This is a genomic window from [Flexibacter] sp. ATCC 35208, from assembly GCF_001975825.1.
Taxonomy (GTDB): Bacteria; Bacteroidota; Bacteroidia; order Chitinophagales; family Chitinophagaceae; genus Chitinophaga.
Window position 1 is genome coordinate 70,161 of record NZ_MTKN01000024.1, and the last position, 14,263, is coordinate 84,423.

Sequence of the window (14,263 nt, forward strand, 5' to 3'; positions counted from 1 at the left end):
ATGATTACACTATTCCCTATCACCCTGCGTGATCCGAATTTAACTCAAAACGAAGGTTATAATTTAACAAAAGCTACTACCATGCGATTATTATTCACACTATTACTCCTTCCTGCATTTGCATTTGCGCAAAAAGGTGATTACAAAGTAGAAGGTAAAATGTCCAACTGGAAAGGAATTGATTCCCTCACCTATTTTGTTGACAACAAGCATGATACCATTGTGGCGCACGATGGTAAATTTTCCCTCAGATTCAACCTGGAACAGCCAGCATTGATGTACATCCGGAAGCTCGATTTCACACATGAAAAACAGGTACCGGATGTTATCAAAATTTATGTAGAGAAAGGTACGGTCAGGGTGACTGGTACTGATTCTTTAAAGTACGCAAAAATAAAAGGCGGACCAGTGAATACGGTGTATGAAGAGCGATCTAATGTGATCATTCCTTTGAACAAGCATATGATGGAGCTGCGCCTGGCGATTGAAAAATACCCCAAAGGTCCGCAGCGTGATTCATTTGCAAAAACAGTAAAGGATGATTATGCAGCTACGCAGGATTCCATCACAAATTATTTATTGAGTTTTGTAAAAGCACATCCGCATTCATTTATTGCATTGCAAACCATTAGTGATATGGCAGGGGCGGCAGTAGACTATACGAAATACAATCCGCTATTTGAGGGAATTGATGAGTGGTTGCGTAAAACACCTTTAGGGATTGCCTTCGGCGAAAGACTCTCCATTGCCCGCAACCTGGCTCCCGGAGCGAAAGCGCCGGCGTTTACTTCTACGGACTTGAAAGGGGATAGTCTGGCACTATATACGGTGTTAAAACAAGGTAAGGTAACATTGGTGGATTTCTGGGCGAGTTGGTGTGGACCTTGCAGAGCAGAGAATCCGAATGTGGTGAAGGCGTATCAGGCATATCATGAGAAAGGGTTTAATATTCTTAGTGTATCGCTGGATAGCAAGCACGAAAAGTGGGAGGCGGCGATTGAAAAAGATGGTATGCCATGGTATCATGTAAGTAGTTTGAAAGGCTGGGAAGAGCCGGTGGCGACGTTGTATGATATTCATGCCGTGCCGGATAACTTGCTGCTGGATAGCAATGGGAAGGTAATAGCGAGAGGATTGAGAGGTGCCAGGCTGGAAGAGAAGCTGGCGGAGTTGTTAAAATAAAAATGTAAAACAGCCGGGATAAGAATATCCCGGCTTACTACGTAAACCTACAACTGTTATATACGCTTATTGTTACACTTTTTTTAAAGCAGCATAAAATTGCCTGATCATGATTGAACCAACAAACGGAATTCCCTGAACCAGACAAATCGACTTCTGAAGTAGAAAAATCCCCTTACGAACATCACCCTCATTCTTGACCGCTATCATGTAAAAACGCTCACGTCGGTAATACCTTTGTTAAAACCAGTTATACTATGGAAAAGATTCTCTTTGTAACCGACGCACAGCAACTAAGCAACAAAGCAATGGATTTTGCCGGTTTTATCTGTCAGTTATCTAAATCAAAACTGACGGGTATTTTCCTGCAAAATAGTGCTGCCAGCGGTTTTAAAAAGGCATGTGATGCGAGGAGTATAGTAGGAGCGCTGCACCCTCATACGGTGATTACAAGTGCCGGTGTGGTTGCAGAAAGCCGTTTTGCAGACCTGGTACTGCTACAACCCGATGGTATAGCGCTGCATGGTGCAGCATGTCCTGTTGTGGTAATGCCCTCACATTTTGAAGGATTAGACCAGCTGGTATTCATCTACGACGGTGAAGCTGCCAGTATTAACGCTATCAAACAATTTACTTACCTGTTCCCGGATCTGAAAGATCTGCCGGTAAACGTAGTGTGCTTAACTGCACATGAGGAGGAACTGGGAAAATGGTTTACCAGCCATTACAGAGATGTGACCTTTACACATCATACACTGCCCGAGTTGAGAGAGTACCTGGGATGTAAGGAAAGGGCATTTATTGTAGTGAACAATGAGCTGCCATCTCAGCGGATGTCCAGCCAGGCATTGTTTGTCTGCAATAACTAACACATTCATTACCTATATCACACTATACCTATGACTAAATCTTAACAACGACGACGACGAGCAATGTTAACCCAAAATCCATCGTAACAAGGTGCAATCCCGATGCAGGGCTGGTCTCTAAAAAGATCAGCCCCTTTCGTTTTACTGAAAAGGGGCTGAGTGGTTTGTACTTACTGTTCAGCCCTTGCCATGGCTGCAGGGGGGCTGCCCACTCTTTGATACAGCGATTTTATGAGTTGATTCGTTTTTGATTTTTTCTGCATATAGAAGCCTATTCTTCAGTTTATAGGTTCCTATATTTCAGCACTTTAACCTATTTGTGGTAATAGCAGGCTGGTACCTGATTTCAGACCAAAAGGTCCTTATAGTACCCCAGCTCCCATCTCATCCTGTATCTTAAGTGTCAGGTGATCGGTACGTGTGGTGAGCAGCCAGTTAAGACCGCTCTGACGCAGCACTTGCACAGACAGGCCTATTTGTCTGTAAAAATTCTTTTCCAGTTCAGCTACGGTTCGATCTTCACTGATGTCGATCCAGCCAAAGCTGTGGATCATACGAATATCTTCGATGGGGGTATTCAATGGCCACTTCTCATTGCGGGGACATCCTTCCCCTGCTTCATGGGGGTGCTTATAGAATTCCAGTCTGAGATGAGGATATGCTTCCTGAAACTTGTCCTGGATATTTTGCAGCACGTCTTCTTCGCTGATATAAATTTCCATGGTGCACGTATTTAACTGTGATAAAAGCATAGTAGTCGCTTTAATGAGTTCGTAATTTTCGTAAATGGCGTCGGTCGTAAAGGGCTGGTTACTCGTCTTTAGGAGATAAATTTAGGACGGCTGTCATTGGTCAGCAATGATAGTAATCAGGGGGCAGGATGCTTAAGATCAGTCAGTAGGGGGAATGGGGCATTGCCAGGTAAACCGGGGGTATTTGAAGCAAAAGGCAAAAGATAAGAGGTAGGGAAATAAACCGGGATAAACTGGCGTAAATGCTAAACGGAGAAAATTCGAAAACAAACAAACCTAAAATAAAACAAACTTCTATACCTAACGACCGGCTCGCGAAAAGATGGCTTACCGGGCCATACATCTATAAATATCAATCAATTATGTGATCTCAACGTAATCCGGAACTCCGTCCCATTATCCAACTCACTAATACACTCAATCCTCCCATTCATCAACTCCGTATACTTCGCCACTATATGCAATCCCAACCCAGTCCCCTGTATATTCGACACATTCTCCCCTCTAAAAAACCTTTCAAACAAATGTTGCTGATCCTCCTTCGAAATCCCCACCCCATGATCCTTCACAGACAGCACCAACTCATCCCCTACATACGTGGTCGTCAACACCACCGGCTTTTCACCTAGCGAGAACTTTATCGCATTAGACAATAAATTGATAATAATATGCTTAATTAAAACCGGGTCAAGCGTCAGTATCGTCTTCCCTATATGGTCATATTCTATTTCCTGCCCTGGTCTGAGCAGTCCAACGAGTTCGCTGATAATATTCTCTATGTGCGCCCTGATATCAAATTCCGAATACCGTACCTGTATCGCTCCTTCTTCTATCTTCCCTACCGATAGGAAATCATTCAGAATATCCGTCAACATATTCACGGCCGATTTGATCCGCTCTATGTGCTTATACCGCTTGGGCTGCTCCTCCGTAGTCTCATACCTGGCAATCAGGAAGATCGAAGAAAGGATCGTACTCAGTGGGGTTCTGAATTCATGCGACGCCATGGTTACGAACCGCGACTTCAATTCATTCAGCCCTTTCTCCTTCTCCAACATCTCACTAAGCGCCTTGGTACGTTCATCTACCTTCGCTTCCAGCTCTGCATTGAGGTTAATGAGTGCCTGCTCTGAAGCCTTGCGGGCAGAAATATCGCTCACAAAGGCGATCACAAAGTGGCCGCCATCGGTAACATAGTTACCAAGACTCACCTCCACAGCAAACTCACTCCCATCCTTACGACGGCCAAAAAGTTCCAGACCGGCGCCCATAGGACGATTCCGGGGATGCTTATTGAAACCATCTCTGTGGTGAACATGCTGGTGCTGAAAACGGGTAGGTACAAGAAGCTCTATGAGCTGGCCCAGCACCTCATCTTCTTTATAGCCAAATTGGTTGAGCAGGAAAGGATTTGCGAGTATAATCCTACCCTTTTCATCTGTTACAATAATACCAATCGTGGCATTATTGAATAATACGTCGAAGCCTATTTTACTAATCATTGCTGGGAGTAAAATTAATAAAAGACACTTACTAAAAAAATGGTAAATTAGTTACCAGTACCAAACATACCGTTAATATAGGAAATAGACACCTCCAAAAAAGTAAATCTTTAATTGGCCATAATATCCGCATATCGGCCATGCTACCTATCGTTCAGGTACCTACGATTCCCTCTTACCGGCAATCTGAATATAGAACACCCTTACAATTTATAAACACTGACAGCTGTAAAATTTACAATCCATGGAAACTTTTTCTAAATTGATGAATTAGGCAGCCCCTGCTATAAGGGAATATGCTATATTTAGAAAAAAGGGTAGTTTCACCGTACTGATGGGGTCCCGATACATACTTTGTGGAAGTTAGGTCACACATTCTTTCCCAAATCACCCTCCAGAACTGCTTTTCTTCTCCGGCATTATTTTAGATTCATATACCATGACAATACATTTACTCATTATAAAATCTTAAAGTTATGTTACGCTGGACAATTACATTCTTAATTATCGCTTTAGTCGCTGCTTTGTTTGGTTTTGGTGGAATCGCAGCCAGTGCAGCAGGCATTGCAAAGATTATTTTCTTCATCTTCCTGATCCTGCTGGTTATTTCACTGGTTATGGGCAGAAGAAGCCGCATATAATTAATAAGAACGCTTCTGCTGTTGAATAGCAGAAGCGTTCTTATTGTTATAAATTGAATATACAGTTTACGCCATATACATCTGGCCTGTAACTGGTCAACCCCTTCATATAAGTGAACTTGATTTCCAGGTTATGCCGGCGGCGATGCCCCATACCTATACGGAAACCCGCATTACCAGTCACTCCCAGTGTACTGTTGTCCGAAGTTTTGTAATTTCCATTGTCATCATAATACTCACTATATTCATCGGTAGACAGGTGATATCCATAACCCGCACCTGCAAAGAACCCCCATTTCTTATGGCCACCTTTCACCGCACCCGCTCCATAGTTGAAGTTCAGGATCACAGGAATATCCAGCATAAATCCAATGCTGCTGGTATTATTATAATAATAGCCATCATAGGAATCTGACGAATACCCCTCGTTCACGCCCACGCTAATAGGAATACCGACAGAAAAAGAGGTATTCTCCTGCTCAGCAAAAAACAAAGCCGGTGAATAGGTAAAGGTAAAATTAACTTTGGTATCCATGTACTGAGCATCTTCTACTGAGATACCCGCACCAAAACCATTCTTAAAATGTTGGGCAAAAGACGATTGCATGGACAATAAGGCTACTGCAGCCAGGAGTAAAACTTTTTTCATCTTTGGGTGTAAAGTATTGATTTAAAATAAGTAAGAAATTGTCCCGCCACGCACATCCGGCTTTTCATGGGTCATACCTTTTGCATAATATACCCGGAGTTCCACGTTATAAAACCTGCACCTTCATTTACGATGGCGCCTGTGCTTTGATATGTAACATTTTTAAACGTCCCTGTATAGCCATTCTCTGTGGAATAGGCCCCCCCTATATAACTCCCCGGATTAAAACGGTTGGCCCCCATGGGCACAATGGAAATTTCACTTTCATTGGCGCCACTAGCGCCCACTCCAAACGTATACTGCTGGGCCACAATGTGTTGCAAAAACAATATGCCTAAAGCAAGTAATAGCAATGTAGCTTTCATATATAGGTATTAGGGTAAAACGGGCCTAAAGATATCAATTTTCTTAATCCAGATTAATGGTTTACTCAAGTAAAAAGTTCGATATTTGTTCCAACAAATGAAACATACAATGGCAAAAACAATTCTTCATACAGCAACTACCAGAGGACATGCCGCACACGGCTGGCTCGATAGTCATCATACATTTAGTTTCGCAGGTTATTACAATCCTGACAGAATGAGTTTCGGTGCCCTCAGGGTATTGAACGACGATATCGTAGCTGGTGGACGTGGTTTTGACACCCACCCGCACGACAATATGGAAATCATCAGTATTCCCATCGAAGGCGATCTGGAGCACAAGGATAACCTGGGTAACAAAATCATCATCAAACAGGGTGACATCCAGGTGATGAGCACCGGCACCGGGGTATTCCACAGTGAATACAACGCTAACGCCGACCGGCCAGCCAAGTTTCTTCAGATCTGGGTATTTCCAAACCAGCTGAATGTGACACCAAGGTATGACCAGATCACACCCGATCTGACACAAAAGAACCAGTTGCACCAGATCCTCAGCCCTTATCCTGACGATGCAGGTACCTGGATTTACCAGGCTGCATGGTTCAACTTAGGTCGCTTCGATAAGGACTTTTCTACTACCTACCACATTCAAAAACCAGGCAATGGCGTATATGCATTCGTGATTAAAGGTCGCTTCAACATAAACGGACAGGCACTGGATGCGAGAGATGGCTTTGGTATATGGGATACAGACAGTTTTTTGCTGACGGCTTTAGAAAGCGATGCGGAAATATTGCTGATGGATGTACCTTTAAAACCGTAAATTATACAAATACTAATCAGCCCCGCTAATAATGTGGGCTATAACTTTGCAAAATTCTCTTTTATGTCATCATCAGTTAAGATCGCACAGACATCACACAAGGTATTGGATTTAATCAAAGAACGCTGGAGCCCCCGCTCCTACTCTGGTACACCAGTGACGGAAGAAGAAGTACTGACCATCCTGGAAGGTGCCAGCTGGGCACCAAGTGCGAACAACTCACAACCATGGCGATACGTATACGCATTAGCAGGTACACCGGGTTTTGACAAACTGTATTCTGCACTGATGCCGGGCAACCAGCCATGGGCAAAGAATGCAGCAGCACTGGTACTGAGCATAGGTATCAAAGAACTGCCTGACCTGGAACAGAAGAATCACTACTATGCACACGACACTGGTATGAGCAACGCGTTCCTGCTGTTACAGGCAGATAGCATGGGCATCAATGGTCACGTGATGGCAGGTTTCCACAAACAGCAAATTGCTGAATCACTGGAACTGCTGGCGACTGAAGAACCACTGGTGATCATCAGCCTGGGTCGCAGAGACGATGCAGAGAAACTTGAAGAACCTTACAAATCAAGAGAGCTGGCGCCAAGAACACGGAAGCCACTGTCTGAATTTACCAAACTGGTTTAAAAACATTGCACTATGACAACCGGGCATACTAACATACTCGCAATCGGACGCAATGAAGAGATCATGACAGTGATGCAGCGATTGCTGAATGCTCCTGAAGACTGGTCCGGACAGGCCGTGACAACAGATGAAGCAGCGTACGAGGCCTTGCTAAACGCACCATACGACATCATTCTATTGTGTGCAGGAATTTCTCCTGAAGAGGAGACAGCGCTGAGGGAACGGTTGTCAGCCCTTGCCCCTGCTGCCATCATCACCAGACATTATGGTGGTGGCAGCGGGTTGCTGAGGAACGAGATTTTATATCTTTTGGATCAGAGATAAATGAGATGATGGCAGGAAGTTGCTGAGAGCGAAATTTTATATCTTTTAGATCAGAGATAAATGAGATCATGGCAGGAAGTTGCTGAGGAGCGAAATTTTATATCTTTTAGATCAATGATAATTTATGAAAAAGGACATTACCCATATCCTGGATGGCAGGAGCAAAAACATCACTGCTACGCAGACGGTGTTACAACCCTTGCCACATGCGGATTTCCGGTTTGCAAGCCCCTTTATCGTATTGCACCATGGCGGTCCTGATGTGATTCCAAAAGGATCTGACAGCCGTATTCATCCGCATCCGCACAGAGGTTTTGCGCCTGTTACTTTTCAGCTACAGGGACAGGCACACCACAAAGATAGTTTTGGCAATGATCAGTTGCTGAATGCAGGCGATGCACAGTGGATGTTTGCCGGGAAAGGGATCCTTCACAGCGAAGGCCCTTCAGAACAGGAACACCGTAATGGTGGTGTGGAGGAGATTTTACAGTTATGGGTGAATGTGCCTGCAGCGAATAAATGGGATGATCCTAAATACCAGTTTGCGCATAAATCAGCAATGCCAATCGTATTGGATTATTTGAGATTGGTGAGTGGTAATTTTGATGGAAAAACCGGTCCGGTAAATATTTCTTATACACCGGTTATATCCGCTGTGGGCGAGGTGCCAGCTGGCAAAACCTTAACATTTAATGTAGTCGCAAATTATTGGACGCTCGTATATATCGCGCATGGAAGTGTGAAAGTGAATGAGGTGACTGAAGTAGCAGAACATCATTTAATTGTATTCGATAAAACAGGTGATGAATTTACCATCACCACTACGGAAGATACGCAGCTGCTCTTCCTTTCCGGCGAAGTCATAGACGAGCCAGTAGCAGCAAAAGATAACTTTGTAATGAGCACAATGGCAGATGTAGACCAGGCCATTGAAGATTATAAAAATGGTTTATTCGGCACCCTGAATTACTAGCCCTACCTTATTGGCCGAAGGTTACAACATATTCAACTTTTAAAAATCGACATTTATGGAAGATAGAATCTTAGGATTGCACCACATTACTGCAATCGCGGACAACGCTAAGCGGAATCTTGACTTTTATACCAATATACTGGGAGTACGGTTTGTAAAAAAGACCGTGAACTTCGACGATCCGGGTACTTACCATTTCTATTTTGGTAATGAAACAGGTACACCCGGCACTATTCTTACTTTCTTCCCATGGGAGGGCATTGGCAAAGGTACTACCGGTACCGGTATGGCTACTGAAATCGGGTATGCTGTACCTGAAGGTAGCCTTGAGTTCTGGGCAGCACGCTTTAAAGAAAAAGGTGTGAAGCATGGTGAAATTGCAGAACGCTTTGGTGAATTGTACCTTCCGCTGGAAGATCCGGATGGACTGAAACTGAACCTGATCGTACCTAAGCATGTGGATGATCGTAAAGCATGGGAAACTGCGGATGTAAAGGCTGCACAAGCAACAAAAGGTTTTCACAATGTGACTTTAAATTTGCGTAGCATTGGCCCCACAGCGACTGTGTTGACAGAGATTTTAGGTTATCAGCCACAGGGTGTGGAAGGCAACAGACATCGCTTTGTAACGGATGCAATTGGTAACGCGAATATCGTAGATCTGATTGAATCTCCAAAAGAAGCGGCAGGTAGAAATGCAGCAGGTACCAATCACCACGTGGCCTTCCGTGTGGAGAATGATGAGATCCTGATGAAGTTCCGTGAGAAAGTGATGAAGAAAGGATTGAACATCACACCGAAGATTGACAGGGATTATTTCTTCTCTCTTTACTTCAGAGAGCCAGGTGGCGTGTTGTTTGAATTAGCAACAGATAATCCAGGTTTTACTGTGGATGAGCCGCTGGCAGAACTGGGGCAGGATTTGAAATTGCCTGCACAGTACAGGGCGATGAAAGATGAAATTGAGAAGGTATTACCCGCTTTAAAATAAATAATATTGGCAGGGGATAGTTGTTGATCAGGTAATCCTTTATTATTGGAAGGTACTACCTGATTAGCAAATATTCCCTCCTTTTAAACAATATTTATGGAGGAAGTTGTAATCAGACTTAACCAGAAAAATCATGGTGCTTTTTACCTGATGCTGGATAACGAACAGGTAGGTGAGATGATGATTGGGATTGATGGAGAAGTGCTTACTGCCTTTCACACTGAAATACATCATACACAGGAAGGTAAAGGACTGGCCAAACACCTGCTGAATGCGATGGTAGCTTATGCGAGGGAGCATAAACTGAAGGTAAGGCCTTTGTGTATGTATGTACAGGCACAGTTCAAAAGGCATCCGGAAGAATACGCAGATATCTGGTTGCAGCAATAAAGAACAGTTATGAAAAAGGATACCCTTTTTCAGCAAAAAAGGAGATAATAATGACGCATCAGAAAAATATAGTGACGGCAGGAGTGCCGCTCACTCAGGCAAAGAAGGCCCTGATCATGATACATGGACGTGGGGCGAGTGCACAGGACATCATTTCCCTGGCTACTTATCTGAATGTAGGCGATTATGCATTGCTTGCCCCTCAGGCAAGTGGGCATACCTGGTATCCTTATTCATTTATGGCGCCGGTGGCGCAGAATGAACCGGGATTGAGCAGTGCTATTACGGTGTTGGAATCTATTGTAGCCGATGTAATTGCCGCAGGCATTCCGGCAACCAACATCTACTTTATGGGCTTTTCACAAGGGGCCTGTCTTACGCTGGAATACGTAACCCGTCATGCACAGCAGTATGGTGGCGTGGTGGCTTTCACCGGTGGTCTGATTGGCGCTTCGCTAGAGATGTCTAATTATAACGGAGACTTTGCCGGCACACCAGTGTTCATCGGCAGCAGCGATCCGGATATGCATGTACCGGTGACAAGGGTTCGTGAGAGTGAAACGATCATGAAAACAATGGGCGCGGATATTACTGTAAAAGTGTATCCGGGTATGGGCCACACCGTGAGTCAGGATGAGGTGGAAACCGCGAATGCATTGGTATTTAAGTAAGCCCGGGAGCCACTTGTACAGGTTCCTCCTGGTATTAAGTAAGCGACATGATATACCCTGGTATTTAAATCCTCCTTTACGGTTTTTTATACATCGTGCTCCTTACCTTACTGAGAAACTCTGGTGATACACCAATATATCGCGCTATCTGGTGTTGTGGTACCCGCTGTACGACTTGAGGGTATTTGTCAATAAAAGCCAGATAGCGCTCTTCTGCAGTCTGGGTAAGAGTTGCATAAAAGCGTTGTTGCATTACACCCAGTGAGCGCTGTACCAATATACGAAACACCTTTTCAAAGGCAGGGATCACATCAAATAGAATCTTCTTATTTTCAAAATTGATGACGAGCAGCTCACTATCTTCCAGCGTTTCTATGTTCTGTGAGGAAGGTTGTTGTTCCGAAAAAGAGCTGAGGTCACTGACCCACCACCCTTCTACAGCAAAGTTCAATATCGTCTCTGTACCGCTTTTATCTACATAATAGGTACGGATACATCCTTTCAGGATGAATGCTTCAAACTGACAGATCTCCCCTTCTCTAAGCAGGAATTGTTTCTTCTTTACCTTTTTGAATTCCAAAAGGGAATGAAAGATTTCAGTTTCCTCGGAAGTGAGTTTTATGTATTTCGAGACGAACTGGTCAAGTGCTTCAAACATGAGGCAAATTTAAACCACCCCGGCCAGATTACGCATATATTCAGTAGGAGTTTGTCCGGTAATCTTTTTAAAGTACGGGTGAAAATTTAAATACCCTTTAAAAAAGTATTCGCCTTTGGGTGAATGCTTTTTTTTCGTGTGTGGATGGCCTGCGGCAGGCCAAAAGAGATTAATTTTACTCATTATATAAATTATTTATTTTACTAATAAAAACCAATCCTGTAATTATTCGTCCATTTAAAAACATCATCTTAGTATATTTATCACATATTATTGATATTGCAGTGTAATAAATAAGTTCCGCATGGCCTCTATAACGAATAGAAAGTACACCCGGTTAAAATGGATCATCCCAGCCTGTGTGATTGGAATTTGCTCGATTTTCGCCAGTCTGCCGATAGATGGGCTGCCTGAAAAGGTAATGAAAGCGCTGGAAGAATTTGCCAAACGTAATCCGCAGGAGAAAGTCTATCTGCATGTAGATAGAGATTATTATGCTACCGGAGAAACCATCTGGTTCAAAGCATATGTGATGTTGCAGAACCAGCCTTCCCTGACCGCGACCAACCTGTACGTGGAATTACTGGATAAGAAAGGAAGTATCGCAATGAAAAAACTGCTGCCTGTGGGTGGCGCTGGTGCATCCGGCAATTTTGTGCTACCGGACACCCTTCCTGCAGGTAACTACCAGCTCCGTGCCTACACCGCCTGGATGCTCAACTATGACACAGATTACCTGTTTTATAAAAATATTGCCATCTACGATAGCCGCAAACGTAATGCTTTGCAGAAACTGGATACTAGTACCGCGATCGTAAGCAACGACTTCTCTGTACAGTTCTTCCCCGAAGGTGGTAGCCTGATGAACGGTGTAAGCAGCACCGTGGCATTCAAAGCCCTCAAGGCAGATGGCTATCCTGCAGAGGTAGATGGTAAGATCGTAGATAGTAAAGGTAAAGTAGTGGCACAGATCAAATCAGAACACGATGGCATGGGTAGTTTTGACCTGGAACCTGCCAAGGGACTAACTTACAAAGCACAGATGCAGAGTGCGGACGGCAGCAGCAAGGAATTTACCCTGCCAGCGGCCAGTGGCAAAGGCGCCATGCTGAAAGTGTTCAACCGGGGGGCGCGCATTTTTTACCAGACCACCCTCGCCAATACCCTGGATACTGCGTACGATGAACTCATGGTCTTTGCACAAATGCAGCACCAGATGGTATACCGGGCCATGCTGAAAGTATCTGAAGGCCGTATCAGCGGTTTTATCCCTACCAACCAGCTGCCTAGTGGCATCCTGCAGATCACCCTCTTCAACAGTCAGGGGGTACCATTGTCTGAAAGACTGGTATTTGTTCGCAAGAACGATCAGCTGGACCTAAGTCTGCAAAATGCTAACATCGGAAGGGAAGAAAGAGAAAAGAGCACCATTGAGCTGCTGGTACCTGAGAGAATGGCCACCAGCCTCTCCGTTTCTATCACAGATGCCGATAAGGTTCACCCGGCAATTGACGAGAACAACATCGTCTCCAACATTCTGCTTACATCTGACCTGAAAGGATATATTTATAATCCTTCCTGGTATTTCAAAGATACTTCCGCCACTACCCTGCATGCACTGGACCTGGTGATGCTGACCCATGGATGGAGAAGGTTCGTATGGAACAAGATCCTGAACGATACCATGCCGAATATCCGCTATCCTTATGAGCAGGGTATCCGTCTGAAAGGTAGTGCGTATGCCAATAATGGTAGCATTGTAATGGCAAATGGAAAGGTAGATTTCATTATCAAGAACCCGCTGGATAGCACCACCTCTTTTGCATCTGCACCTACAGATAATAAAGGGGACTTTGTGCTGGATGGTTTACAGTTCATGGATACAGTGAACATCTTCTACCAGGGTAATGATAAAATGAAACGATATAGCAATGTGATTGTGAAATTCAATAACCACTTCTTTGACAACAGTGTACCGGTGAAGACCCCGTATGCAACGAAGAACCCAGTGGTAATGGATGCCAATATGCTGAGCGCTTACCTGAATACGGCGTATGAGAATGGTCGTATCGCCAAGTCAATCGCCAGCCGTTCTATATTGCTGAAAGAATTTAATGTAACAGAGCGTAAGGTAACACAGGTACAGACCACAGAGAGTCGCTATGTATCAGGTATGTTCACGTCTGACAATGGATATAGCTTTGACCTGACAAAAGAAACGCCGACTGCGCTGAACGTATTCCAATATTTACAGTCAAGAGTAGCGGGATTGCAGATCACAGGGGATTATAACAATCCAAGTATGACGTGGAGAGGTGGTACGCCTACCCTTTACCTGAATGAAATGCCAACAGATAAGAGTATGCTGGCCACGATCAATATCAATGATATTGCGCTGGTAAAAGTATTCAGACCTCCGTTTATGGGCGGTGTCGGTGGCGGCTCTAATGGTGCGATTGCGATTTACACCAAAAAAGGTGGTGATAATCAGGGTGCAGATGGTGTGAAAGGATTTGAGCTGTACAGAAAAGCAGGTTATAGCATTGTGAAAGAGTTCTATGCTCCTGATTACAGCCAGCGTAAGGAAATTTACAGTCTGCCTGATAAACGACTCACACTGTACTGGAATCCGAATGTAGCGATAGATTCTATTACGCATACGGCGACATTGACTTTCTACAATAATGATATTCCTTCTTCACATTTTAGAGTAGTGGTAGAAGGGATTGGAGAAGATGGAAGAGTGGGAAGAGTTGAACAGACTTACTAAGGTTTGATATCTTTTTAAATAGTAAAAACCCTTTGCATTTCGCAGAGGGTTTTTCTTT

17 protein-coding genes are annotated in these 14,263 nt (G+C 44.1%); 11 read left to right on the forward strand and 6 right to left on the reverse strand.

Features of this window, described 5'->3' with window-relative positions; translation table 11 throughout:
* Nucleotides 1-1,182 (forward strand): TlpA disulfide reductase family protein, encoded by a 1,182-nt coding sequence (locus tag BW716_RS16625; RefSeq protein WP_083723954.1) that lies wholly within the window; start codon nucleotides 1-3, stop codon nucleotides 1,180-1,182.
* 257 nt (nucleotides 1,183-1,439) lie between these two features.
* Complete coding sequence (locus BW716_RS16630) at nucleotides 1,440-2,051, forward strand: hypothetical protein (protein WP_083723956.1); 612 nt, start codon at nucleotides 1,440-1,442, stop codon at nucleotides 2,049-2,051.
* A gap of 362 nt (nucleotides 2,052-2,413) precedes the next feature.
* Here the strand turns inward: BW716_RS16630 and BW716_RS16635 are convergent, their stop codons facing one another.
* On the reverse strand, nucleotides 2,414-2,773 hold the full coding sequence (locus BW716_RS16635; RefSeq protein WP_083723958.1) for a hypothetical protein: 360 nt from the start codon (nucleotides 2,771-2,773) through the stop codon (nucleotides 2,414-2,416).
* A gap of 386 nt (nucleotides 2,774-3,159) precedes the next feature.
* Nucleotides 3,160-4,305, reverse strand: a complete 1,146-nt coding sequence (locus BW716_RS16640) for a PAS domain-containing sensor histidine kinase (RefSeq protein WP_083723960.1) — start codon at nucleotides 4,303-4,305, stop codon at nucleotides 3,160-3,162.
* 476 nt (nucleotides 4,306-4,781) lie between these two features.
* Here BW716_RS16640 and BW716_RS16645 point away from each other — a divergent pair, with 476 nt between their 5' ends.
* Nucleotides 4,782-4,946 carry a DUF1328 family protein gene (locus tag BW716_RS16645; protein ID WP_083723962.1) on the forward strand — a complete coding sequence of 55 codons (165 nt, stop codon included), beginning with the start codon at nucleotides 4,782-4,784 and terminating at the stop codon, nucleotides 4,944-4,946.
* Between the two features lie 46 nt (nucleotides 4,947-4,992).
* Here BW716_RS16645 and BW716_RS16650 read toward each other — a convergent pair whose 3' ends face one another.
* Both BW716_RS16650 and BW716_RS16655 read right to left on the reverse strand, forming a co-directional pair.
* Nucleotides 4,993-5,595 (reverse strand): hypothetical protein, encoded by a 603-nt coding sequence (locus BW716_RS16650; protein WP_083723964.1) that lies wholly within the window; start codon nucleotides 5,593-5,595, stop codon nucleotides 4,993-4,995.
* Between the two features lie 71 nt (nucleotides 5,596-5,666).
* Nucleotides 5,667-5,960, reverse strand: a complete 294-nt coding sequence (locus tag BW716_RS16655; protein ID WP_083723966.1) for a hypothetical protein — start codon at nucleotides 5,958-5,960, stop codon at nucleotides 5,667-5,669.
* A gap of 109 nt (nucleotides 5,961-6,069) precedes the next feature.
* Between BW716_RS16655 and BW716_RS16660 the strand changes: the two genes are divergently transcribed.
* The 7 genes from BW716_RS16660 (at nucleotide 6,070) to BW716_RS16690 (ending at nucleotide 10,777) form a co-directional block, all read left to right on the forward strand.
* Nucleotides 6,070-6,786: a pirin family protein gene (locus tag BW716_RS16660; RefSeq protein ID WP_083723968.1), complete on the forward strand. Its 717-nt coding sequence runs from the start codon at nucleotides 6,070-6,072 to the stop codon at nucleotides 6,784-6,786.
* A gap of 63 nt (nucleotides 6,787-6,849) precedes the next feature.
* Complete coding sequence (locus BW716_RS16665; protein ID WP_083723970.1) at nucleotides 6,850-7,428, forward strand: nitroreductase family protein; 579 nt, start codon at nucleotides 6,850-6,852, stop codon at nucleotides 7,426-7,428.
* 12 nt (nucleotides 7,429-7,440) lie between these two features.
* Nucleotides 7,441-7,752 (forward strand): hypothetical protein, encoded by a 312-nt coding sequence (locus BW716_RS16670; RefSeq protein WP_083723972.1) that lies wholly within the window; start codon nucleotides 7,441-7,443, stop codon nucleotides 7,750-7,752.
* A 124-nt stretch (nucleotides 7,753-7,876) separates the two neighbouring features.
* Nucleotides 7,877-8,725, forward strand: a complete 849-nt coding sequence (locus BW716_RS16675) for a pirin family protein (RefSeq protein ID WP_083723974.1) — start codon at nucleotides 7,877-7,879, stop codon at nucleotides 8,723-8,725.
* Between the two features lie 55 nt (nucleotides 8,726-8,780).
* The gene (locus tag BW716_RS16680; protein WP_083723976.1) at nucleotides 8,781-9,716 is read left to right on the forward strand and encodes a ring-cleaving dioxygenase; all 936 of its coding nucleotides are present in this window, start codon (nucleotides 8,781-8,783) and stop codon (nucleotides 9,714-9,716) included.
* Between the two features lie 96 nt (nucleotides 9,717-9,812).
* Complete coding sequence (locus BW716_RS16685) at nucleotides 9,813-10,106, forward strand: GNAT family N-acetyltransferase (RefSeq protein ID WP_083723978.1); 294 nt, start codon at nucleotides 9,813-9,815, stop codon at nucleotides 10,104-10,106.
* Nucleotides 10,107-10,156: 50 nt separating this feature from the next.
* Nucleotides 10,157-10,777 (forward strand): alpha/beta hydrolase, encoded by a 621-nt coding sequence (locus BW716_RS16690; RefSeq protein WP_083723980.1) that lies wholly within the window; start codon nucleotides 10,157-10,159, stop codon nucleotides 10,775-10,777.
* Nucleotides 10,778-10,853: 76 nt separating this feature from the next.
* On the opposite strand, the gene BW716_RS16695 is transcribed toward BW716_RS16690, so the two are convergent.
* Together BW716_RS16695 and BW716_RS36785 are read right to left on the reverse strand one after the other, a co-directional pair.
* Nucleotides 10,854-11,435 (reverse strand): Crp/Fnr family transcriptional regulator, encoded by a 582-nt coding sequence (locus BW716_RS16695; protein WP_083723982.1) that lies wholly within the window; start codon nucleotides 11,433-11,435, stop codon nucleotides 10,854-10,856.
* Nucleotides 11,436-11,444: 9 nt separating this feature from the next.
* The gene (locus BW716_RS36785; RefSeq protein WP_179091163.1) at nucleotides 11,445-11,618 is read right to left on the reverse strand and encodes a hypothetical protein; all 174 of its coding nucleotides are present in this window, start codon (nucleotides 11,616-11,618) and stop codon (nucleotides 11,445-11,447) included.
* A 121-nt stretch (nucleotides 11,619-11,739) separates the two neighbouring features.
* Between BW716_RS36785 and BW716_RS16700 the strand changes: the two genes are divergently transcribed.
* Complete coding sequence (locus tag BW716_RS16700) at nucleotides 11,740-14,205, forward strand: hypothetical protein (protein WP_083723984.1); 2,466 nt, start codon at nucleotides 11,740-11,742, stop codon at nucleotides 14,203-14,205.
* The last annotated feature ends 58 nt before the right edge of the window (nucleotides 14,206-14,263 follow it).